This is a genomic window from Corynebacterium tuberculostearicum (assembly GCF_032821615.1).
In the GTDB taxonomy this organism is placed as follows: Bacteria; Actinomycetota; Actinomycetes; order Mycobacteriales; family Mycobacteriaceae; genus Corynebacterium; species Corynebacterium tuberculostearicum_H.
Genome location: NZ_JAVBIF010000018.1, coordinates 1 through 22,764, shown reverse-complemented (window position 1 = coordinate 22,764; position 22,764 = coordinate 1). Strand labels below are relative to the sequence as shown.

Genomic DNA, 22,764 nt, shown 5'->3' with positions numbered 1-22,764 from the left:
CGCCCTAGTTCCCCTCGGGTCACACTGTGTATAACAGTTGTTGATCCGGGGGGAATCTACATATGACGCTCAGTCATGACCGCAGTGACGAAGAACTAGTTGATGCTTTTATTGAGGGGGACAATAAGGCCTTTTCCGCCATCGTGGAACGCCACCGCACGCGGCTGACCACGGTAGCGCGGCGCTACACCAGAAACGATCACGATGCCCAAGATGTGGTCCAGGAAGCCTTCCTGCGCGCCAGCTGCAACCTGCACTCCTATCGCCGCGAGTCTGCGCTATCGACCTGGCTGCACCGGCTGGTGAAAAACTCTGGCTATGACTACTTGAACCACCGTTCTAACAGGGAAAATGCTTCATTAGATGCGGAGGACTTTGATGACGATCGCAACCCGCTGCTCGCGCATAACCCTTCCGAAAACCTAGCGGAGCAGCTGGTGGTGCGCGAGGCAATGCAGTTGCTGCGGGAGGATCAGCGCGAGGCGCTGGTGCTTACCGACGTCGCCGGATTCCGCGTCGGCGAAGTTGCCACCGCCCAAGGGGTAAAGCCCGGCACCATCAAATCCCGCCGCGCCCGAGCGAGGGAAGTCCTACGCGCCGCCATGGGGTGAGTTTGCTAATACCGACGTTTGTCAGCGCGGCGGGTAGACTCAGGGCGTTACGCGAAACCACACTCTGATTTAAGGGAGTTAGCAATGACCGTCCACGATGTTGCCATCGTAGGTTCCGGCCCTGCCGGTTACACCGCCGCGCTGTACGCGGCACGCGCCGAGCTCAACCCGATTGTCTTCGAGGGCTTCGAGTACGGCGGCGAGCTTATGAATACCACCGAGGTAGAAAACTACCCCGGCTTCCAAAAGGGCATCATGGGCCCAGAGCTCATGGAAGAAATGCGCGCCCAGGCCATCCGCTTCGGTGCGGATCTCCGCATGGAGGTCGTTGACTCCGTAGAGCTGGAAGGCGATATTAAAAAGCTGCACGTGGGTGACGAGCTCTTTGAGGCCCGCACCGTTATCCTCGCCACCGGCGCCGCCCCGCGCCACCTCGGCGTTCCCGGTGAGGAAGAACTCTCCGGCCGTGGCGTATCCACTTGCGCTACGTGCGATGGATTCTTCTTCAAGGGCCACAATATCGCGGTTATCGGCGGCGGCGACTCTGCCATGGAGGAGGCTACCTTCCTCACCAAGTTCGCGGACTCTGTCACCATTGTGAACCGCTCCGAGAACTTCCGCGCCTCCAAGATCATGCTGGAGCGCGCCCAGGCCAACGAAAAGATCAAGTGGGAGACCAATAAGGTCGTCGAAGAAGTTATTGAAACCGATGGCAAGGTCGGCGGACTCAAACTCAAGGACGTCACCAACGGCGAGACTTCCACCTTGGACGTCACTGCCATGTTCGTAGCAATTGGCCATGATCCGCGTTCTTCCTTCCTCAATAATCAGGTCAAGCTCAATGACAACGGCTATGTTGTAGTTGAACAACCCACCACCAAGACCTCCCTGCCAGGCGTTTTCGCCTGCGGTGACTTGGTGGATGACCACTACCAGCAGGCAATTACCGCGGCCGGCTCCGGTTGCCGCGCGGCAATTGATGCGGAACATTTCCTCGCAGAAAGCCGTTAATTCAGTATGAGCAACGTCAAGAAAGTAACCACCGATACGTTCCGTAAGGACGTCATCGAGTCCGATAAGCCCGTCATCGTCGACTTCTGGGCCGAGTGGTGTGGCCCGTGCAAGAAGCTTTCCCCCATCCTGGAAGAGGTAGCGGAGGAGTTGGACGGCCAAGTCACCGTCGCCAAGGTTAACGTCGATGAAGAGCGCAACCTAGGCGCCATGTTCCAGATCATGTCCATCCCCAATGTGCTGATTTTCAACCACGGCGAGAAGGTAGACGAATTTGTGGGTCTGCGTTCTAAAGATGACATCGTGGCGCAAGTGAAAAAGCAGCTTTAACTGTTAATCTAATTCCTATTAGATTAAGCGTGTAGAAATTCTGGAATGCGGCCCTAACTAAAGCGGGCTGTGAAAGGGGTATAAGGCGTGAATCGCGTTCTTCGAGTCGGCGATACAAGCGTGCGTGTAGCTGAGGCTCGCGCTACCTTGGCCCGTCTCGGCCTCTTGTCAGATTTCAAGGGGGAACTTTCTGCGTGGAAGAAGCAGAAGTACTCCGAGAGCGACAAGAGCTTTGATGCCAATTTGTCTGAGGTCCTCAAGGCCTTCCAGCAATCCCGCGGTATCGTGCCCACGGGCGAAATCGACGATCTCACCCTGCGCGAACTGCGCCAAGCCTCATACACGCTCGGCAGCCGCGTCCTTAGCTACGAGCCTGCGAATGAGCTGGTGGGTGACGATATCTCACAGCTCCAGCAGCAGCTGCAGGAGCTCGGCTTCTACCAGCAGCGGGTGGACGGCCACTTCGGTACCAATACCCACGCGGCGCTGAAGGAATACCAGCACAACTGCGGCCTGCAAGAAGATGGTGTGTGCGGCCCCGCCACCATCCGCGCCCTTGGGCTGCTTGGCCGCCGCATCACCGGCGGTTCCGCGCACAATATCCAAGAGCGTGAGCGCGTCCGCAACGCCGGCCCAAAGCTGGCGGGCAAGCGCGTTGTCATCGATCCGGCCTTGAGCGGCGGCGACGCCGGCCAGTTGGTCAAGGGTCGCTTCGGTGATATTTCCGAGCAGGAAATCCTGTGGGATCTCACCCAGCGCATCGAGGGGCGCATGATTGCCGCAGGCATGGAAACCATCATCTCCCGTCCTCGGACCTCCGATGCGGACGTCAAGTCCCGCGCCGAACTGGCTAACGCCTTCGATGCGGACATGGTCATTTCCCTAGCCTGCGATTCCTACCCCAATGAGAAGGCCAATGGTGTTGCCACCTTCTACTTCGGTTCCGAATCCGGCAACTCCTCACTCATTGGTGAGACCCTTTCCGGTTTCATCCAGCGCGAGATTGTCGCGCGCACTGAGCTGCTGGACTGCGGCAACCACGGCCGCACCTGGGACCTGCTGCGCTTGACCCAGATGCCGGTCATCCAGATCGTACTGGGCTACCTGACCAACCCAGAGGACATAAAGATCCTCACCAACCCGTCCCGCCGCGATGACATTGCGGAGGCGATCGTGATTGCCGTAAAGCGCATGTACCTCATGGAGCAGGACACCGCTGTAACCGGCACCTATAAGTTCTCCGAGCTGCTCCAGGCCGAGCAGGCCTAGGCCTAGAATCTAGGCCAAGGCGCGGGCTAAAAGGTCTTCGGCAGCTGCCGCGCTGAGCATATCGTGCTCGGGCGGCAGCTCGAGCCGCAAGCGGGGGAGTACTGGGTGATCCGCGGCCACCTCAAAGCCGGCGGAGCGCAAAGTCTCATAAGACATCAGCCCGATATAGGCCGGTTTGTGGCCCAAGAAATCCGCCGCAGCGGCCGGATCACCGTAATAGCCAAAGGCCTCCACGGCGGTGCTGCCGCGGTTAGTGAGGTGCATAATGGCGGCGTCGACAAGCACTGCTTCAATGCCACGCCCCATTAAATGTGCCTTAACGAAGAGCGAGGTAATGATCTCCGCATCGTTTGAAATGGGGGCGGTGGGAAGCTTGGCGGCGCCGGCAGCATCCTCGCGGGAGCAAAAGAGAATGGTGGCGTCCTCACCCACAGTAAAGCCACACTGACCAAAGGAGAGCAGGGTAGTAGCCAGCCACGCTTCCTTTTCAAAGGCGGGATCGACCACGGAGGCCTCCAGCTCCCAAAAGGTGCTGCGCGCGGCCTGGCGGTGAATGCGCGTGCCTTCGCGTACCGGCTCGAGGATCATCGCCCCGGTTTAGTGCTGGCCCTCAATGAGCGTCATGATGCGCTCGAAATCTTCTTGGTCACCAAATTCCACGACCATCTTGCCCTTGCGCTTGCCCATGGTCACGGTGACCTTGGTATCGAAGCGATCGGACAGGCGCTCAGCGGAATCGGTAAAGTACTGCGGCTGCGGTGCCGGCTGCTTCTTCTTGGATTCGGCCGGCTTACCATCGCGCTTGTAGAGGGTGACTGCCTCCTCGGTGGCGCGTACGGACAGGCCCTCCGCGATGATGCGGTTGGCAATGTATTCCATGGCCTCGGTGTCATCCAAGGACAATAGGGCACGCGCGTGGCCGGCAGATAAGGTACCAGCAGCTACGCGCTTTTGTACCTCTACCGGCAGCTTGAGCAGGCGCAGCATATTGGTCACCTGTGGGCGCGAACGGCCAATGCGGTCCGCCAGCTCGTTCTGGGTAACGCCGAACTCTTCCAGCAGCTGCTGGTAGGCATGTGCTTCTTCCAAGGGGTTGAGCTGTACGCGGTGGATGTTCTCCAGCAGGGCATCGCGCAACAGGTTGTCATCCTTGGTATCGCGCACGATGGCTGGAATCGTGGCCAAGCCCGCCTTGGAGGAAGCGCGCCAACGACGCTCACCCATGATGAGCTCAAAGCCGCCTTCCTCGGAAGGACGAACGACCACAGGCTGCAACAGGCCAAACTCGCGGATCGAGTGGACGAGCTCGCCGAGTTCATCCTCGTCGAAGACCGTGCGCGGCTGCTTCGGGTTGGGGATGATATCCCCAATGGAAATCTCGCGGTAGGTCGCACCGATAGGAGCCGGGGTGGCCTGGCGCTTCTTGGAGGACTTAGAGCCAGAACCCTGCTGAATGGTGGGAGCACCCTTTACGCGCTTGCCTTCACCACCCTTCCGGCCCGGCTGCGGGGTGGAATTACCCAAAATAATATCCGCGGCGGAATCGCCCAAGCGCGGCTTGCGGGTAGGAGCATCAGGACCGGACGGGATGAGTGCGGCTAGGCCTTTGCCAAGGCCACCTTGCTTCTGTTCTGCCATGAGTTCCTATCCTTCCAATTCCGCGTAAATCTCTGGGCTCACGCCAATCGCCCCGGTGGTCGGGTGCGGGCGATAATCGCCACGCCGGTCAAGCTCGCGCGCGGCCGCAAGGTAGGCGCGGGCACCGGTGGACGAGGGAGCGTAATCAATAACCGTAGTACCGTACCCCGGTGCCTCGGAAACGCGCACGGAGCGCGGGATAACATTGGCCAGCACCACGGCGCCAAACTGTTCGCGGACGTTATCGGCCACGTCCTCGGCCAAGCGCGTGCGGGCGTCATACATGGTCAGCAACACGGCGGAAATATGCAGATCCTCGTTGAGGTGCTCGCGAATCATGGAGATATTGCCCAGCAGCTGGCCCACGCCCTCCAGGGCGTAATACTCGCATTGAATCGGGATGATGACCTCCTCAGCGCAGGTCATCGCGTTAATGGTGAGCAAACCCAGCGATGGCGGGCAATCAATGAAGACATATTCGAAGCCATGCTCTTCAAGGAAGCCATTATGCAGGGCGTCATAGAGCCGAAATTCGCGACGCACCAAGGAGACCATTTCAATCTCTGCGCCAGCCAGATCAATGGTGGCGGGGATGCAGAAGAGGTTCTCGTTGTGCGAGGAAGCCTGCATGGCCTTCTCGGCGGTGCAGTCCCCAAGGAGCACCTCATAGCTGGAATCGGTGCCGGAATTATGTTCCGCGCCCATGGCCGTGGAGGCGTTTCCCTGCGGGTCAAGATCGATCACCAGCACTTTTTTGCCCTCTGTGGCTAGCGCTGCGGCCAAGTTGGCGGCGGAGGTGGTTTTGCCTACGCCGCCTTTCTGGTTAGCAATGGTGATAAGGCGCGGATTAGTCATGCCGTCTACTTTAGTTCACGCGCGGGACACGAATGATCGTGGTTCCCTCGATGGTGCTGACCTCGGCCTTTCCACCGCCGGCCTTCTTAATGTCGGCGGCATCGCGTTCCAGTTCCTCGTGTACCGAAGAACCCTTCAGCGCGATCATCTCGCCACCCTTGCGCACGAGCGGCAGCGACCATTTCGCCAGCTTGCCCAGCGGTGCGACGGCGCGGGAGGTGACCACGTCTGCTCCCGCCACGGCCTTTTTAATCGGGCCTTCCTCGGCACGGCCGCGCAGCACCGTCACGTTGTCTAGGCCCAGCTCTTCTACGACCTCGTTGAGGTAGTTATAGCGCTTGAGCAGCGGCTCGATCAGGGTGATCTGCAGGTCCGGGCGCGCGATGGCCAGCGGAATGCCGGGCAGCCCAGCACCCGAGCCGACGTCGATAACCGTGGCGCCCTCCGGGATTGCCTGCTTGACGACGGCGCAGTTAATAATGTGCCTGTCCCACAGGCGTGGCACCTCGCGGGGGCCTATAAAACCACGAGTGGACCCGTCTGTAGCGAGCGAATCATGGTAAGCCTGCGCGAGGGGCAAGCGGGAGCCGAATACTACTGACGGGTCCATCTCGGACACGATGGGGTTCTCCTCCGTGTTTATTTGTTTTTGCGCTGTTTCTTGGTGCGGTTGTCCTTCTTGCGGGCACCCGGCTTAGGCGCGGAAGTGCGCTTGGCCTCTACCTTAGCGGCTTCCTCTTCTTCTTCCTCGCGGTCCATCTTGGCATAGACGATGCGGGTTTGGAAGAAGGTCCAGACCGTATTGGCCATCATGTAGAACAGCAAGCCAATCGGCCAGATGAAGCCGGAGAAGACCAGCATGGCCGGCATGACCCACAGCATCATCTTGGACATCATGGCCATTTGCTGCTGCATCATTTCCGCATTTTGCCCCTGCGGCGCTTGGGTCTTGCCAGCAGCACGGCGCTTTTCCTGGCGGTTCAGGCTCATGCGGGCGTTGAAGTGCGTCATAACCGCAATGACGGCGATCATCGGAACGATGATGACGGCTGCCTGGGTAGTGGTTACGCCCTCCACAATCGGCGAGTTCAAGCGCAGGTTGGTCACCAGCGGAACATCAAAGATCTTGGCATCCAAGAACTGCTGGACCAGGTCCGGCTTAAAGATGTAGTTCGCGGTGTTGGCGTTATCCTCAACGGACATAGGGTCACCACTGGGATGTCCAATGCCACCGGCTACCGCAACGGTGCGGTCGAAGGACCGCAGCACGTGGAACAAACCAACGAACATTGGAATCTGCACGAAGACCGGCAGGCAGCCGGCCATCGGGCGAACGCCGGACTCCTTGTAGACCTTCTGCATTTCCTGCGCGGCCTTGGTTTGGTCATTGCCGTACTTCGCGCGGATTTCCTGCACCTTAGGCTGGATTTCCTGCATCTTGCGCGAGGAACGAATCTGGCTGATGGTCGGCTTGACCATTAGTGCCTTTAGCGTCCAGGTCAGCAGCACAATGGCCAGAATCCAGGTAATGCCCCAGGTAGGGTCCATTACGAGGGACAGCAGCCAGTGCCAGAACCACAAAACGGCCGAAATTGGCCAGTAAATGATATTAAGCACGAGTGTTTAATCCTCAATTGTTGTTGGTACCCGGGACCGGATCGAATCCGCCCGGATGCCAGGGGCCGCATTTGCAGACCCTGGCTATTGCCATCGCCGTACCCTTGATTGCGCCGTGTTGAGAAAGCGCCTCTAGGGCGTAAGCACTGCATGTCGGCTCGAACCGACAGGTCGATACCATCTTAAGGCCAGAGACATGTTTTTGGTAGAAACGAACCACTTTGACCATTGGTTTGGCCAATCCTCTGGCTGGGGGAATTTCCTCCCCGCGGGAATTTAGATATCCCATTGCTTGCGCAGTGCTTTGGCAAGATCTTTTTCTAATTGCTCACTGCTAGCAGTGGCGCTGGCGGGCAAGGCACGGATAACAACGTCCACGCTGGCGGGCAGCTTGGGAATGAATGTCATACACACATGGCGAAGCCGCCGGGAGGTGCGGTGGCGAACCACTGCATTCCCGACGGCTTTCGAAACAATCAGCCCAAATCGCGGCCCAGTGGCGGCGATATCGGCTGCTTTGTCCGTACCTGCGTTGTCGCGCGCATGCACGACGACCGTACGAGTGCCCGCCCGGCGACTACCCTTCATCGTGCGCCGAAATTGCGTCGGCGACGTGAGCTTGTGCTGGGCTGGAAGCATAACTTATGCAGTCAGCTTTGCGCGGCCCTTCTTGCGACGAGCTGCAACAATGGCGCGACCTGCACGGGTGCTCATGCGGGTGCGGAAGCCGTGCTTGCGAGCACGACGACGGTTGTTCGGCTGGAACGTGCGCTTACCCTTTGCCACGTTAATTCTCCTTGAAGTTGTGCGTAGGCACACCACCGCAATGCAGCGGCACGCCCACTGATGAATAGATTCCATGAACCTGACGCATCACAGTCTCTCCGGTGCACGGCGAGCCGACGGGCCCAGCCGGTGCGAGGTGACGCTGTCACTTTCACGCGCAACTCTTTGTTGCAATAGACCATGCCAGATTACGTGATTTCTGCCGCTGGGAACAAATCGACACCCGGGTACACCCGAAATTACATAAATGTTTTTTCCTGCAGCTAGAGGGCCAGATTCTGCGCTCTTACTGCACCTAATCCATCACGCAGTAAGACCCACCCCAACCCACACCCGAGTGGTGAATTTTTCTCGCTAGACACACCCGCCATTTCGGCGGTAGAACAGAAGAATCAAATTCCACAGCCCAACCGGTCATGTGGATAACTCTAAATCAACGCTTGAGACTTTTGCAGTTTCCGCAGCATAGGGCCATAAATTGACCAATGAAGAGTTATCCACAGTCATGAACTAAGCTGTGAATAACTATTTCATCCACACCTGTGGATAACTCTGTGGAGATCGAGGTGACTCGATAAAAACCGATGTGAAAACCACGGTGGAATCCGCAGTGAAAATTGTTATTCAATGTCCACCCGTCCCCGACTAAATTCCACAAAGGTAGCCTGTTGTGACTGACCCACAAGCGAACCTGCATGCCGTTTGGCGCGCGGTCGTTGATGACCTGCTCGCACAATCCGAGCAACCCAATTCCGAGGTCCCCAGTTTTTCGCACTCACAGCGCCTTTACCTCCAACTGGTTCGCCCCATCATGATGGTTGAGGGCTACACCCTCGTTGCCGCCGAAAACCTGGATGCCAAAAATGTGGTCGAAAATGAGTTGGGCGAGCACATTGCCAAGGCATTAACCCGCCACCTAGGCCGGCCGTGTTCCTTTGCTGTTACCCTTGCCACCCCGCAAGAGCCACAGCCGCCGGCCGCGGAGCCTGCACCACAGCCAACGCCCCCTCAACAACAGCAACCGCCTCAAGCGCAACCGCCGCAGAACACGGAAGCTACCCAGAACTACATTCCGCGCCCGCAGCAAACGGATGCCGCTGCACAGCAGGCCCCTTCCCAGAACAATTGGCAGTCGAGTCACGCCCCTGCAAGCCTGGATGAGCTGGCCCAGCACTATAACCAACAGCAGGCAGAATCCGCGGGAAATTTCTCCGGTGCTGCCACCAATTCTGCCCGCATCCCGCGCGAGGCCCCGGCGCACGATCCCAACCGTGAGACTTCCCTCAATCCGAAGCACACCTTCGATAGCTTCGTGATCGGTTCTTCGAATCGTTTTGCCAATGGTGCCGCCGTGGCTGTGGCCGAGAATCCCGCCCGTGCGTACAACCCACTATTTATCTGGGGTGGCTCTGGTCTGGGTAAAACGCATCTTTTGCATGCCGCCGGCAACTACGCCCAAGTACTGCATCCGGGTCTGCGCGTAAAGTATGTGTCTTCGGAAGAATTCACGAATGACTATATTAATTCCCTGCGCGATGACCGTCAGGAATCATTCAAGCGGCGCTACCGCAATCTCGACATTTTGATGGTCGATGACATCCAGTTCTTGGAAGGCAAAGAATCCACCCAGGAAGAGTTCTTCCATACTTTCAATGCGCTGCACCAAGCCAATAAGCAGATCATTTTGTCTTCGGACCGCCCACCGAAGCAGCTAACCACGCTGGAAGATCGCCTCCGCACCCGCTTTGAAGGCGGTCTTATCACCGATATTCAGCCGCCAGATCTAGAAACGCGTATCGCGATTTTGATGAAGAAGGCGGCCAATGACGGCACCGAAGTGGATCGCTCCGTGCTTGAGCTCATTGCCTCTCGTTTTGAGTCATCTATTCGTGAGCTCGAGGGCGCACTGATCCGCGTTTCGGCCTATTCCTCCTTGGTGAATGAGCCAATCAACGTGGAGATGGCAGAAATCGCGTTGCGCGATTTGGCCCCAGATTCCGCCGATAGGCAAATCACCGCTACCTCGATCATGGAGGTCACTGCAGAATTCTTCGATATTGATGTAGAGACTCTGCGCGGCGCTGGCAAAAAGCGTGCGGTGGCACATGCACGCCAGTTAGCTATGTATCTGTGCCGCGAGCTCACGGAGCTATCCCTTCCCAAGATCGGTGAACAGTTCGGCGGCAAAGACCACACCACCGTCATTTACGCGGATCGCAAGATCCGCAAAGAGATGACTGAAAAGCGCAATACCTACGACGAGATCCAGGCGCTTACCCAGCGCATCAAGAATCGCGGCCGCGCCTAAATTTCTCTACCGCTGGTTCAGCGCCTTCCTTATATAAAGGAGGGCGCTTTTGTCTGCCCTTTGTCACTTCGGGGATTCTGCTCGCACTACTTAAAGGTGAGACCAGAACTACCAGATCAGAGATTCTTGACTGAGACGCCGAAACCTGGTTCAAACCGTCCACACAGCCGCCTACACCTTCGTGTAATTCCACAAAGAACCCAGAAGGTCCGCGAAAAGTACTCTCTTAACTGCGAAAAGAGTTATCCACAGCGTTATTCACACTTGTGTAATTCCATCTTTGTAATTCGTAGATCTTACTCACAGTTTTAAATTCCACAGGCTCTATGCTGGGAGAACTACCCTGTGATCAGCACTGTGTGTAGATCGGTGATCAAATGACAAAACCTGTGGATAAACCGGCGATCCCGTTAGTTGTCCACATTTCGCCCCGATTGATCACAGCAAGATCACAAGAATTGGCACACCCCGGATCTGTGTCCTGAACTTGTCGTTTACCTAGTTACCCACAGATCCCACAGCGCTTATTACTACTACTAAATTATTTCTCTGATCTGTATAGAAGAAAGAGGGTGTGTGGAATTCGGCCCGGCCTGCCTTCGGCCAAGCGCGGATCGGACAGGCAAAGATGGAATTACACGTTGTGGCGCACCGTGCCCGATGCGGTAAGTTGGAAGCCAGTCTTTTGTAAGTAACAAATTTCCTACTTGCCCCAGAGGAGCTCTTCGCACCATGGATGAAGCCGTGTCATTTCGCGTGGCCAAAGATGACCTTGCCAACGCCGTAGCGTGGGTTGCTCGTAGCCTGCCGTCCAAGGTCACCCAGCCTGTGCTCCGCGCGATGCTGATCACCGCGGATGACAATGGTCTTGAGTTCACTGGCTTCGATTACGAGGTGTCCACCCGCGTCCGAATCGCCGGAATGGTGGATGAGCCCGGACAGATCGCGGTAGCCGGCAAGCTCCTCTCTGACATCGTCGCTTCCCTGCCCAACAAGGAAGTGGAGATCTCCCAGGTAGATTCCAAGGCTCTGGTTACTTGTGGTTCTTCCCGCTTTGAGCTGCCACTGATTCCTCTGGATGATTACCCGCAGCTCCCGGTCCTGCCGGAGGTTACCGGCACCATTCAGCCACAGCTATTCGTCGAGGCCATCCATCAGGTCGCCGCTGCGGCCGGCAAGGATGACACCTTGCCCATGCTCACCGGTGTGCACATGGATATCCGTGGCAAGGACATTGAGATGACGGCAACGGACCGCTTCCGCCTGGCCATGCGCACCTTGGAATGGGAGCCGAAGTCGCCGGATGTAGAAGCGAAACTCTTGGTGCCTGCGAAGACCCTGCAGGAAACTGGTCGTTCCTTGGATCCGCACCTGAATATCCCAGTCGAAATCGCTGTGGGAACCGATGACAATATTGGTGCCGATGGTCTCTTTGGCCTGCACGCGGATAATCGCGAGACCACCACGCGCATGCTGGATGCGGACTTCCCTAATGTGCAACCCCTGCTGCCGAAGAATCACACCAATATTGCCTCCATTGAGGTCGCCCCGCTGCAGGAAGCAATTCGCCGCGTGTCTTTGCTGACGGATCGCAACGCACAGATTCGGATGGAATTCGCCGATGGCCAGGTGACCCTTTCCGCCGGTGCGGATGCTGGTAACGCGACCGAGACCCTGCCGTGTGCGTTCCATGGCCGCGATGAATTCCTCATCGCCTTCAATCCGGGCTACCTCAAGGATGGCTTGGGCGTCATCAATACCGACCGCGTGGTCTTCGGCTTTACCGAGCCTTCGCGCCCAGCCATCATGATCCCAGAACCGGAAGAGCTGCCTGAGGCCGATGAAGATGGCAACTTCCCCACGCCGGAGACCAACTTCACCTACCTGCTCATGCCGGTTCGCCTGCCGGGCTAATGTACGTCAGGGATCTCGATGTTCGGGATTTTCGCTCGTGGCCCGAACTTAATGTGCAGCTAGGGCCGGGGATCACCCTTTTTGTCGGTCGCAATGGCTTTGGCAAGACCAATATCGTTGAGGCCATTGGCTATACCGCTCACCTTTCCTCCCACCGCGTTTCCTACGATGCACCGCTGGTGCGCCAAGGCGCGGATAGCGCGCGGGTATCCATTACCGCGGTGAACCAGGGCCGCGAGCTTACTACCCATTTGCTGATTAAGCCCCATGCGGCCAACCAGGCGCAGATTAATCGCACCCGCCTGCGCAGCCCTCGTGAGCTGCTGGGCGTGGTAAAAACTGTGCTCTTCTCCCCGGAGGACTTGGCCCTGGTGCGCGGGGAGCCGGCTGGGCGCCGCGCCTACCTCGATAGCATCATTGCCTCGCGGACTCCGCGCTTAGCGGGTGTGAAGGCCGACTACGACAAGGTGCTCAAGCAACGCAATGCCCTGCTGAAATCGGCCTCCGCCAGCCTGCGCCGCGGCTATTCCAATAGCGATGGCGCCGCTGCGTTGGCCACCTTGGATACCTGGGATGCGCAGCTTGCCCGGCTTGGCGCCCAGGTGATCGCCGCACGCCTTGCGCTTGTCGACGCCCTCTTGGACCACATCCCCGCCGCCTATTCCGGCCTGGCGCCAGAATCGCGACCAGCGCACGTGGAGTATAAGTCCACGATCGATACCTCCGATCGCGAGGTGCTAGAGGCCGTGCTGCTCACCGAGTTGGCCGCCGCCCGGCAGCGCGAGATCGAACGCGGCATTTCCCTGGTGGGTCCGCACCGCGATGATCTGGTGCTCAACCTGGGCGATCAGCCGGCCAAGGGCTTTGCTAGCCACGGCGAGACGTGGTCTTATGCCATCGCGCTGCGCCTGGCGGAATTCAACCTCCTGCGCCAGGAGGGAGGATCCGATCCGGTGCTCATCTTGGATGATGTCTTTGCCGAGCTCGATGCCAAGCGCCGCAAGCAGCTGGTCCACTTGGCCGCCGAGGCCGAACAGGTGCTCATTACGGCGGCCGTGGATGAGGATCTGCCCGGAAACTTGGAACCCATCGTGCGCTACCGCGTGAGCGTAGAAGATACCGAGACCGGCCGCATTTCCAAGCTCAGCGCCGAAGATTCTGCCGAAGATCGTGCTCAAGATGCCGCTGAGGAAGGTGAGGGGAATGAGTGAGGATCAAGGGGGCGTCGGCAAGCAGCGCATCGATCCCGTCACCCAGTACTTCAAGCTGGTTCGGTCCACCTCCAAAAACCCGCCGAAGCTGACCCGCCCGGTGCCGAAGATGCCGGTGCCTTCGCTGGAGAAGGCGCAAAAGCAGGGGTATATGGGCTATCAACGGGGCATTCCCACAGGACCAGATGGCAGGAAGAAACGGCGCACGCTGGCCGTGCCGAGCCTGGGGTCCCAAATTAACCGCGAGGTGGTCAATCGTGGGTGGGAGCATGATCTGGCTAATGGCTGGGTGATGGGCAATTGGGAGCATCTGGTGGGCGAGCGCATTGCCGCGCATACGCAGCCGCAGCGGATTAAGGACAAGATTGTCTATGTATCCTGCGATAACTCCACGTGGGCAACGGAGCTGCGCTACCTGCAGCGGCAAATCCTGCGCAAAATCTCTGACCGCCTAGGCCCGGATGTCATTGTGGAACTGCGGATTCACGGGCCGAAGCAAAGGCGCAATTATGAAGGGCGGCAGTGGGTCAAACCGCAAGGATCACAAGATACCTACGGCTAATAGGCTGAGGTTTACTCAGACCTGCACAATGTAAAGAACCTCAGAGCGCGCCAGATTCCTATCTCTCACGGGTGTGGGGTGTCTTTCAGTAGGGGGTATCCGTGTAGAATAGTCAAGGTCTTAGAATTAGCTATAGCCAAAAGGAGAGCACGAATCCGTGGCTGAAGAACACGCATATGATGCCGGGTCAATTACGATCCTGGAGGGCCTCGAGGCCGTCCGTAAGCGCCCCGGCATGTACATTGGTTCGACCGGTTCGCGCGGCCTGCACCACCTCATTTGGGAGATCGTTGATAACTCCGTCGATGAGGCCATGGCCGGCTACGCCGATAAGGTTACCGTCAAGCTGCTGGAGGATGGCGGCGTCGAGGTCATCGATAATGGCCGTGGCATCCCGGTAGAAATGCACGCCTCTGGTGCGCCTACCGTCCAGGTGGTCATGACCCAGCTGCACGCTGGCGGTAAGTTCGACTCCGACTCCTATGCCGTTTCTGGCGGCCTGCACGGTGTCGGTATTTCCGTGGTGAACGCGCTGTCTACCCGCGTGGAGGCGGAGATTAAGCGCGACGGCAAGCACTGGTACCAAAACTTCCAGAACGCCATCCCAGACGAGCTCGTTGAGGGCGGCAATGCCCGCGGCACGGGCACCAAGATCCGCTTCTGGGCGGACCCGGAAGTTTTTGAAACTACCGAGTACGATTACGACACCATTGCCCGCCGCCTGCAGGAAATGGCCTTCCTGAATAAGGGCCTGAGCATTGAGCTCATTGATGAGCGCGTCACCGAAGAGCAGATCGAGCTGGAAGAGATCGCCGATGCAGAATCTGGCGAAACCAGCGCGGATGAGACGTCCTTCGATGATGCCCCGGACGCCGGCGATACCTTTAATGAAGAATCCGGCGAGGCGAAGGACGCTGCGGCGGATAAGAAGCGCCGCAAGAAGGTAACCTTCCACTACCCGGATGGCTTGACCGACTACGTCAAGTACCTCAATAAGTCCAAGACCGCGATCCACCCGACCATCGTTTCCTTCGATGCGAAGGGCGAGGATCACGAGGTAGAGGTAGCGCTGCAGTGGAACCAGGGCTATAAGCAGTCCGTTCACACCTTTGCCAATACCATCAACACCCACGAGGGCGGCACGCACGAAGAGGGTTTCCGTGCGGCCCTGACCTCTCTAATGAACCGCTACGCTAAGGAGCATAAGCTCCTCAAGGAAAAGGACGGCAACCTTTCCGGCGATGACTGCCGCGAAGGCTTGGCGGCTGTTATTTCCGTCAAGGTGGGCGATCCGCAGTTCGAGGGTCAGACCAAGACCAAGCTGGGCAATTCCGAGATCAAGGGCTTTGTCCAGCGCGCGGTCAATGAGCACGTCAATGACTGGTTCGACGCCAACCCGGCAGAGGCTAAGGCCATTATCAATAAGGCTGTGTCCTCCGCGCATGCTCGCATGGCTGCCCGCAAGGCTCGCGAGATGGTGCGCCGTAAGTCCGCCACCGACCTCGGCGGCCTGCCAGGCAAGCTTGCAGACTGCCGCTCGAAGGATCCGAAGATTTCCGAGCTCTACATCGTGGAGGGTGACTCTGCAGGTGGCTCCGCTAAGGGCGGCCGCGATTCCATGTTCCAGGCCATCCTGCCGCTGCGCGGCAAGATCCTGAACGTGGAGAAGGCCCGCATGGATAAGGTGCTCAAGAATGCCGAGGTCCAGGCGATTATTACCGCGCTGGGTACCGGCATCCACGAGGAATTCGATATCAAGAAGCTGCGCTACGACAAGATCGTGCTCATGGCCGATGCCGACGTGGACGGCCAGCACATTGCCACGCTGCTTCTGACCTTGCTCTTCCGCTTTATGCCGCAGCTGGTTGAGGATGGCCACGTGTTCCTGGCCAACCCGCCGCTGTACAAGCTCAAGTGGTCTAAGGGTACTCCGGGCTATGCTTTTTCCGACGCCGAGCGCGATAAGCTGCTGGCCGAGGGCTTGGAGCAAAACCGTAAGATCAACAAAGATGATGGCATCCAGCGCTACAAGGGCTTGGGCGAGATGAACGCCTCCGAGCTGTGGGAGACCACGCTTGACCCGAGCACCCGCATCCTGCGCCGTGTGGATCTGGAAGACGCGCAGCGCGCCGATGAGCTCTTCTCCATCCTCATGGGTGATGATGTCTCGGCTCGCCGTTCCTTCATTACCCGCCGCGCGAAGGACGTCCGCTTCCTGGATATCTAAAGCGCAGCATGAAGCCCACCGTGGAATTACCGCGGTGGGCTTTAATTGTGGCGTCGGAAAGCGCTGGGCCTAGGCCTGGGAGCTGCGCTGATCCGCTACGGCGAATCCTAGGGAAGCGAGGCACATGGCGAGGATGACGCCGAAGCCGGCAATGATGGACAGCGGCCAGTCCGCGCTTGTGCCGTGCAAGGTGGCAAAAACGATGGCCGTAATAACGGCAAGCCCAATGGCCGTACCGATGCGCTGGCCGGTTTGGAGGACGGCGCCGGACGATCCGGCGTAGGCCTGTGGAACATGCGCCAAGGTGAGCGTTTGGTTGGGGGAGATGACCGAGCCTTGGCCGCCGCCAACAAGGGCCAGCGAAAGGACCATCCACCATTCGCTGGCACCCCATTGCTCAGTGGCCCAGATAAGCGCAATGGTGGCAATGAGGCCGGAGATGGTCACGAGCATGCCCAGCACCACGACTTTGCGGCCGTGGACGGATACGGATCGGCCGGCCAGCGTGGCAGATATGGAACTCAACAAGGCAGCCGGAATGCCTACGGAGCCGGCAGCCAGGGCGGAGTGTCCGAGTCCGCTTTGGAAGTAGAGTGCTACGAGCACCCAAATGCTGGTAATGCCCATAAACCACAAGGTGGCGATGATGGTGCCATTGCGAAAACTCGGGGTGGCGAAGATAGTGAGATCCACCATTGGCGGATGGCCGGTGGCCTTGTGGCGGCGCTCCCATAGCACCCAACCCACAAGGAGGACGGCGCCCAACAGTAGGAGCCACCACACCGCCGGGGAAGCGGAGGATTCCATGAAGGGGAAGAGGATGGCCCATACGGCAGCGCCGAGGATCAGCGCGCCGATGGGATCCAGGGTGGCGAGGGCCTTGAAGATGCCCAATTTATTGCCGGCGTCATCGCGTACGCGAGAGAACAGCGGCCGGGGAAACCACAGCAATCCTAAGATGATGGCAATAAGGCCGACGGGGAAATTGACCAGCATGGTCAGCCGCCAACCTAGGTCCGCGCCGCCGAGGCGAATGAGAAGGCCGCCCAGTACCGGTCCGATAGCCACAGCGATGCCCACCGTGGAGCCAAAGTAGCCGAAGGCGCGGGCGCGTTCCGGACCGCGGAAGTACTGCTGGATCATTCCCACGCCCTGCGGATTGAGCAGCCCAGCGCCTAGGCCTTGGATAAAGCGGGCGGCGTTGAGTGCCTCCGCATTGGGGGCAAAGCCGGCGACCGCAGCACTGATGGAATAAATAGCGATGCCCGCTAGAAAAATGCCGCCGCGGCCGACGAGATCTCCCGCGCGGCCGGCCGCCACGAGGATAATGCCGAAGGTGAGCGCATAGCCGGAGAGCACCCATTGCACATCAGACTCAGAGGCTCCCAGGCCCGATTGAATCGAGGGCAGGGCTACGTTCACGATCGACACGCTCAGCAGGGACATGAAGAGTGCCGTGAGCAAAACGATAAGTACCCGCCAGCGGGCGGGATCCTGGCCGGCGGGGTACTCGGTTTGGTTAGCTGCGGAAGTAGTCACTTCCACACTTATACTCTGCGGCTTGTTCTAGGTTCAACCGCGCGGAAATTACATGTGTTTTTGCAGCACGCGGCCGAAATCCGGCACCGCGGGGGTGAGGAATTTCGAGGCCTTGCCGCGCAAGGAGTTATAAGGCTTAGACAGCGCGGGAGAGTTAATCTGCTCGGCATGCTTATCGGCCACCGACATGATGGAATCGCTCACCTGGGCGCTGCGCGGCTCCAGGAAGGAACCGAAATCCTGCTCGGAACTTTCCGAAAATTCCTGCCAGTGCGGATCCAGGGCATCCAGGACATCCGGCAACACGCGGCCTAGGGCCTTGGTGATGATGGCGGAGTCGACCTTCTTCGCGGCGGCGACGGCGCCCTTGAGCGCCATGCCGGTAATGCCCGATTGCTTGGCGACGACCCCCTCAACCAGCTCGCCGCAATCGCTAATCACCGCAGTGCGCTGCGGACCTGACATAAGTTCAGAAAGATGTGCCATGCTGCACCACCTTACGCGAATTAGGCGGGCTGGCCCGGCAGGCCAGGGAGGGTGGCCTGAATGGCAGCAATCTGATCAGCAATCTGGCCCAGGCCGGCATCGCGTGCAGCCTTCTCCACATCGACATTAGGGGAGTACAGCGCCACGGCGCTGGCCAGCGCGGTGACGCCAGCGGCCGCTGCGGTGATAATCAGGGTGAGATCCAGCTGGGAAGAACCGGTAGAGGAACCACCGGCCTCGCCCGGCTGAAAATCCGGATTTACGTTGTCCTGCCAGGAATCGGCATCAGCGGCGGTGGCGGTAGGAGCAGTGACGGTGGTGGCAGCTAGCGCCACGGCGGTCAGGCTCGAGGCGGCGATCTTTTTGAAGTGGGACATGGTGGTAGTTCCTTTCTTGGGTCACTATCCCCAGTAACTTAGGTAACTTCTTTAACACTAAGGTAGACGCGCGCGCTGAACTTTGCGAACTCTGCGTTATACCCGTTAAGCGCTGGCACGCGGGCTAATACCTCCGCCATGGCGCGGGCGGCATCGCGGTGGTTGTCATGAATGGCTATTCCTTCCACCTTGGCGGTGCTGGCAGCCGCCGCGGCCGCCAGGGCGGCGAAGTTGATGATGCGGACGTTATAACGTGCGCAAAACTCGCGTGCCAAGAGGTAGAGCTGTTCGGTGCTCATGCTTACCTAGGACTGTGCGGGCCGGGCGCGGCGGATTTCCGCCTCCAGCTCAGCGCGGCCGGGGAGGAGGGCGCGGGCGGTGGACTGCACGTGGGCGTCGGCAAGCGTGCGGGCTGCCGCCGCAACAACGGCGCGCACCACCGCCTCGTGCTTGGAGGTGCCCTGCGCGGAAGCCAGTAGCGTGAGCGCGTGATCCTGTTCGGCCGTAAGCCGCAATGTCATTGCCATGCCTCAGTGATACCACGGTGATACCACCCGTGCGGCAATTCGAGTTCTGAAAGGCTCTAGAGGGTAGAATTTGGCGTTATGAGTGACAATAACGACGATCTTTTTGATCGCATATTTCCCATTGACATTAATGAGGAGATGGAGTCGAGCTACATCGACTACGCCATGTCCGTCATCGTCGGCCGTGCCCTGCCGGAGGTGCGCGATGGCCTGAAGCCGGTGCACCGCCGTATCCTCTACGCGATGTTCGATTCCGGTTACCGCCCGGAGCGCGGCTACGTGAAGTCCGCCCGTCCGGTTTCGGACACCATGGGTCAGTTCCACCCGCACGGTGACATCGCCATCTATGACACCTTGGTGCGTCTGGCTCAGTCCTGGAACATGCGCTACCCACTGGTGGATGGCCAGGGTAACTTCGGTTCCCGCGGTAACGACGGCCCGGCAGCAATGCGTTATACGGAGTGTAAGCTCACCCCGTTGGCCATGGAGATGGTGCGCGATATCCGCGAGAACACCGTGGACTTCTCGCCCAACTACGATGGTAAGACCAGCGAGCCAGACGTCCTGCCATCCCGCGTTCCGAACCTGCTCATGAACGGTTCTGGTGGTATTGCCGTGGGTATGGCCACCAATATCCCGCCGCATAACCTCAACGAGCTGGCCGAGGCTATCTACTGGATGCTGGATAACCCGGATGCAGACGAAGAGACTGCGCTGGAAGCCTGCATGGAACGCGTCAAGGGCCCAGATTTCCCCACCGCCGGCCTCATTGTGGGCGATCAGGGCATCAAGGATGCCTATACCACCGGCCGCGGCTCCATCCGCATGCGCGGTGTGACCTCCATCGAGGAGTCTGGCTCCCGTCAGACCATCGTGATTACCGAGCTGCCGTTCCAGGTCAACCCGGATAACCTCATCTCTAATATCGCGGAGTCCGTGGCCAGCGGCAAGATTGCAGGCATCTCCAAGATTGAGGATGAGTCCTCCGACCGCGTGGGCATGCGCATCGTGGTCACCCTGAAGCGCGACGCCGTGGCTCGCGTGGTGCTCAATAACCTCTACAAGCACTCCCAGCTGCAGACCTCCTTCGGCGCCAACATGCTCTCCATTGTTGACGGCGTGCCGCGCACCCTCCGCCTGGATCAAATGCTGCGCTACTACGTGGAGCACCAGATCGAGGTCATCGTTCGCCGTACCCAGTACCGCTTGAACGAGGCCGAGAAGCGCGCCCACATCTTGCGCGGCTTGGTCAAGGCCCTGGACATGCTCGATGAGGTCATCGCCCTTATCCGCCGTTCTCCCACCGTGGACGAGGCGCGCGAAGGCTTGAAGGAGCTTCTCGACGTCGACGATATCCAGGCCGATGCCATCCTGGCCATGCAGCTGCGCAAGCTGGCTGCTCTGGAGCGCCAGAAGATTATCGACGAGTTGGCCGAGATCGAGCGCGAGATCGCTGATCTGAAGGACATCCTCGCCCGCGAGGAGCGTCAGCGCCAGATTGTCCACGATGAGCTGGCAGAGATCGTCGATAAGTATGGCGATGAACGCCGCACCGAAATCATCCCGGCAACCGGCGATGTCACCGATGAGGATCTCATTGCCCGCGAGAACGTCGTGGTCACCATTACCTCTACTGGCTACGCTAAGCGCACCAAGGTGGATTCCTATAAGGCACAGAAGCGTGGCGGCAAGGGCGTGCGCGGCGCTGAGCTCAAGCAGGACGATATTGTGAAGAACTTCTTCGTCTGCTCCACGCACGACTGGATCTTGTTCTTTACCAACTTCGGCCGCGTCTACCGTCTTAAGGCCTATGAGCTGCCCGAGGGCGGTCGCGCCGCACGCGGCCAGCACGTGGCTAACCTGTTGGAATTCCAGCCGGAAGAAAAGATCGCACAGGTCATCCAGATTCAGTCCTACGAGGACGCTCCTTACTTGGTCCTCGCCACCCAGCAGGGCCGCGTGAAGAAGTCCCGCCTGACCGATTACGAGTCCGCGCGTTCCGCTGGCCTTATCGCCATCAACCTCAACGAGGGCGATGCGCTCATCGGCGCACAGCTCGTCTCCGAGGGCGATGACATCCTGCTTACCTCCGAGCAGGGCCAAGCTATCCGCTTTACTGCCGACGACGACCAGCTGCGCCCCATGGGCCGCGCTACCGCCGGTGTGAAGGGCATGCGCTTCCGTGGCGATGACCAGCTGCTATCCATGTCCGTGGTCCACGATGGCGAGTTCCTTTTGGTAGCCACCTCTGGCGGCTACGGCAAGCGCACCGCCATCGAGGAATACACCCCGCAGGGCCGCGGTGGCTTGGGTGTTATGACCTTCAAGTACACCCCGAAGCGCGGCAAGCTCATCGGCGCCATCTCCGTCGATGAGGATGACGAGATCTTCGCCATCACCTCCGCCGGCGGCGTCATCCGCACCGAGGTGGACCAGATTCGTCCGTCCTCCCGTGCGACCATGGGCGTGCGCTTGGTGAACTTGGCTGACGATGTCGAACTGCTTGCCATCGACCGCAACGTCGAAGAAGATGGTGAGGAAGACGCTCAGGCTGTAGCCAAGGGTGAAAAGACCGTGGATGAGGTCCAGCAGGAGCACAAGGCTGGCGATGCTTCCAAGGATGAGGAGTAATTAATGGCACGACGAGACGTAACGATTACGCGAATCTCGCCCACCTCCGCCTTCCGCGTTGGTCTGGCGCTGTCACTCGTCGGACTCATCGCCTGGATGCTGGCCGTATGCCTGCTCTACATCGGCCTGAACCAGGTGGGCATCTGGGAATCGCTCAATAGCCTCGTCGGCGGCGTGGGCGGCGGATTCGAGGTCACCTTCGGTGTCGTCATCTCCGCCTCCGCGCTCATCGGCGTTATTTTCGCCGTTCTCCTTACATTGCTGGCGCCTCTGATGGCGGTTATTTATAACGCCATCGTGGACGTCTTTGGCGGCCTGCGAGTCGACCTAGACAACCGCTAGCGCCTCTCTCGCCATAGCGGATGCCGGCACCTTCGGGTGCCGGCATTTTCCTTTCTTCAGCAGGAATCTTTCTCCTTTGTTTGATGGCGTAAAATGCTCATTGAGCAGGCGATTTGTATAAATCCGGGGATAGTATGTAGAGTTAATTCTCGTTCCGCACAAGGGCCTATAGCTCAGTCGGTTAGAGCGCATCGCTGATAACGATGAGGTCGCTGGTTCGATTCCAGCTAGGCCCACCACGGAACAATGGGGCATTAGCTCAATTGGTAGAGCATCTGCTTTGCAAGCAGAAGGTCAGGAGTTCGATTCTCCTATGCTCCACAGCATGAAGTCCGGCTTCCTCTTCGGAGGGGCCGGACATTTTTTATTTCCGCGGTCGTTCCCAAGCGCTCTGAGAAGTGAGGGTTAAGGGTCAAAATGTGTGTCTGGCTCGGCGTGTCGCTGGGGTTAGATTTGGCCTTTTTGGATGCCGATTGAATGGGTGTAGTTGGTGTCGATAGCGTTGTCGTAGAGGGCTGGTCGT

24 protein-coding genes and 2 tRNA genes are annotated in these 22,764 nt (G+C 58.9%); 13 read left to right on the top strand and 13 right to left on the bottom strand.

Going from position 1 to position 22,764, the window contains the following annotated elements:
- Nucleotides 1–62 precede the first annotated feature (62 nt).
- The 4 genes from RAE09_RS10305 (at nt 63) to RAE09_RS10290 (ending at nt 3,221) form a co-directional block, all read left to right on the top strand.
- Nucleotides 63–611 carry an RNA polymerase sigma factor gene (locus tag RAE09_RS10305; protein WP_005326897.1) on the top strand — a complete coding sequence of 183 codons (549 nt, stop codon included), beginning with the start codon at nt 63–65 and terminating at the stop codon, nt 609–611.
- Between the two features lie 84 nt (nt 612–695).
- The gene (trxB, locus tag RAE09_RS10300; protein ID WP_316981626.1) at nt 696–1,622 is read left to right on the top strand and encodes a thioredoxin-disulfide reductase; all 927 of its coding nucleotides are present in this window, start codon (nt 696–698) and stop codon (nt 1,620–1,622) included.
- 6 nt (nt 1,623–1,628) lie between these two features.
- Nucleotides 1,629–1,952, top strand: a complete 324-nt coding sequence (gene trxA, locus RAE09_RS10295) for a thioredoxin (RefSeq protein ID WP_005326021.1) — start codon at nt 1,629–1,631, stop codon at nt 1,950–1,952.
- 87 nt (nt 1,953–2,039) lie between these two features.
- Complete coding sequence (locus RAE09_RS10290; RefSeq protein ID WP_040425444.1) at nt 2,040–3,221, top strand: N-acetylmuramoyl-L-alanine amidase; 1,182 nt, start codon at nt 2,040–2,042, stop codon at nt 3,219–3,221.
- A 9-nt stretch (nt 3,222–3,230) separates the two neighbouring features.
- On the opposite strand, the gene RAE09_RS10285 is transcribed toward RAE09_RS10290, so the two are convergent.
- From RAE09_RS10285 to rpmH, 8 genes are read right to left on the bottom strand one after another with little or no spacing between them, the layout of a single operon-like run.
- Complete coding sequence (locus RAE09_RS10285) at nt 3,231–3,809, bottom strand: 2-methylaconitate cis-trans isomerase PrpF family protein (protein ID WP_179387171.1); 579 nt, start codon at nt 3,807–3,809, stop codon at nt 3,231–3,233.
- Nucleotides 3,810–3,818: 9 nt separating this feature from the next.
- Nucleotides 3,819–4,859, bottom strand: a complete 1,041-nt coding sequence (locus RAE09_RS10280; protein ID WP_250411830.1) for a ParB/RepB/Spo0J family partition protein — start codon at nt 4,857–4,859, stop codon at nt 3,819–3,821.
- A gap of 6 nt (nt 4,860–4,865) precedes the next feature.
- Nucleotides 4,866–5,714, bottom strand: a complete 849-nt coding sequence (locus RAE09_RS10275; protein WP_049359071.1) for a ParA family protein — start codon at nt 5,712–5,714, stop codon at nt 4,866–4,868.
- Nucleotides 5,715–5,724: 10 nt separating this feature from the next.
- Complete coding sequence (gene rsmG / locus RAE09_RS10270; RefSeq protein ID WP_040425466.1) at nt 5,725–6,324, bottom strand: 16S rRNA (guanine(527)-N(7))-methyltransferase RsmG; 600 nt, start codon at nt 6,322–6,324, stop codon at nt 5,725–5,727.
- 29 nt (nt 6,325–6,353) lie between these two features.
- Nucleotides 6,354–7,331, bottom strand: a complete 978-nt coding sequence (gene yidC / locus RAE09_RS10265; protein WP_239279041.1) for a membrane protein insertase YidC — start codon at nt 7,329–7,331, stop codon at nt 6,354–6,356.
- A gap of 13 nt (nt 7,332–7,344) precedes the next feature.
- The gene (yidD, locus tag RAE09_RS10260) at nt 7,345–7,560 is read right to left on the bottom strand and encodes a membrane protein insertion efficiency factor YidD (protein WP_005326014.1); all 216 of its coding nucleotides are present in this window, start codon (nt 7,558–7,560) and stop codon (nt 7,345–7,347) included.
- A 47-nt stretch (nt 7,561–7,607) separates the two neighbouring features.
- Nucleotides 7,608–7,970, bottom strand: a complete 363-nt coding sequence (gene rnpA / locus RAE09_RS10255) for a ribonuclease P protein component (protein ID WP_005326013.1) — start codon at nt 7,968–7,970, stop codon at nt 7,608–7,610.
- Between the two features lie 3 nt (nt 7,971–7,973).
- A complete protein-coding gene (gene rpmH / locus RAE09_RS10250; protein WP_003847033.1) occupies nt 7,974–8,117 on the bottom strand; it encodes a 50S ribosomal protein L34 in 144 nt (47 codons plus the stop codon).
- A gap of 670 nt (nt 8,118–8,787) precedes the next feature.
- Between rpmH and dnaA the strand changes: the two genes are divergently transcribed.
- The 5 genes from dnaA to gyrB all read left to right on the top strand — a co-directional run bounded on the left by dnaA (nt 8,788) and on the right by gyrB (nt 16,339).
- The gene (dnaA, locus tag RAE09_RS10245) at nt 8,788–10,425 is read left to right on the top strand and encodes a chromosomal replication initiator protein DnaA (RefSeq protein ID WP_316981625.1); all 1,638 of its coding nucleotides are present in this window, start codon (nt 8,788–8,790) and stop codon (nt 10,423–10,425) included.
- Between the two features lie 732 nt (nt 10,426–11,157).
- Nucleotides 11,158–12,339, top strand: coding sequence for a DNA polymerase III subunit beta (gene dnaN, locus RAE09_RS10240; protein ID WP_005325994.1), 1,182 nt, complete (start codon nt 11,158–11,160; stop codon nt 12,337–12,339).
- Entirely contained in the window at nt 12,339–13,550 is a 1,212-nt protein-coding gene (recF, locus tag RAE09_RS10235) for a DNA replication/repair protein RecF (RefSeq protein WP_005326880.1), read from the top strand. The genes dnaN and recF overlap by 1 nt, the downstream gene beginning before the upstream one ends.
- A complete protein-coding gene (locus RAE09_RS10230; RefSeq protein ID WP_005326879.1) occupies nt 13,543–14,112 on the top strand; it encodes a DciA family protein in 570 nt (189 codons plus the stop codon). The genes recF and RAE09_RS10230 overlap by 8 nt, the downstream gene beginning before the upstream one ends.
- A gap of 157 nt (nt 14,113–14,269) precedes the next feature.
- Nucleotides 14,270–16,339, top strand: a complete 2,070-nt coding sequence (gyrB, locus tag RAE09_RS10225; protein WP_294164487.1) for a DNA topoisomerase (ATP-hydrolyzing) subunit B — start codon at nt 14,270–14,272, stop codon at nt 16,337–16,339.
- 69 nt (nt 16,340–16,408) lie between these two features.
- Here gyrB and RAE09_RS10220 read toward each other — a convergent pair whose 3' ends face one another.
- From RAE09_RS10220 to RAE09_RS10200, 5 genes are read right to left on the bottom strand one after another with little or no spacing between them, the layout of a single operon-like run.
- Entirely contained in the window at nt 16,409–17,884 is a 1,476-nt protein-coding gene (locus tag RAE09_RS10220; protein WP_316981624.1) for an MFS transporter, read from the bottom strand.
- Nucleotides 17,885–17,926: 42 nt separating this feature from the next.
- On the bottom strand, nt 17,927–18,364 hold the full coding sequence (locus tag RAE09_RS10215) for a DUF6918 family protein (RefSeq protein ID WP_316981623.1): 438 nt from the start codon (nt 18,362–18,364) through the stop codon (nt 17,927–17,929).
- Nucleotides 18,365–18,384: 20 nt separating this feature from the next.
- Complete coding sequence (locus RAE09_RS10210) at nt 18,385–18,741, bottom strand: hypothetical protein (protein WP_316981622.1); 357 nt, start codon at nt 18,739–18,741, stop codon at nt 18,385–18,387.
- Nucleotides 18,742–18,779: 38 nt separating this feature from the next.
- Complete coding sequence (locus tag RAE09_RS10205) at nt 18,780–19,040, bottom strand: cell filamentation protein Fic (protein WP_200435912.1); 261 nt, start codon at nt 19,038–19,040, stop codon at nt 18,780–18,782.
- 6 nt (nt 19,041–19,046) lie between these two features.
- A complete protein-coding gene (locus tag RAE09_RS10200; protein WP_150850211.1) occupies nt 19,047–19,268 on the bottom strand; it encodes a CopG family transcriptional regulator in 222 nt (73 codons plus the stop codon).
- A 78-nt stretch (nt 19,269–19,346) separates the two neighbouring features.
- Between RAE09_RS10200 and gyrA the strand changes: the two genes are divergently transcribed.
- From gyrA to RAE09_RS10180, 4 genes are all read left to right on the top strand, one after another.
- Nucleotides 19,347–21,899, top strand: a complete 2,553-nt coding sequence (gene gyrA, locus RAE09_RS10195) for a DNA gyrase subunit A (RefSeq protein ID WP_316981621.1) — start codon at nt 19,347–19,349, stop codon at nt 21,897–21,899.
- Between the two features lie 3 nt (nt 21,900–21,902).
- Nucleotides 21,903–22,241, top strand: a complete 339-nt coding sequence (locus RAE09_RS10190; protein WP_034667939.1) for a DUF3566 domain-containing protein — start codon at nt 21,903–21,905, stop codon at nt 22,239–22,241.
- Between the two features lie 162 nt (nt 22,242–22,403).
- Nucleotides 22,404–22,480 (top strand) — tRNA-Ile (locus RAE09_RS10185).
- Nucleotides 22,481–22,489: 9 nt separating this feature from the next.
- Nucleotides 22,490–22,562, top strand: a tRNA-Ala gene (locus tag RAE09_RS10180).
- The last annotated feature ends 202 nt before the right edge of the window (nt 22,563–22,764 follow it).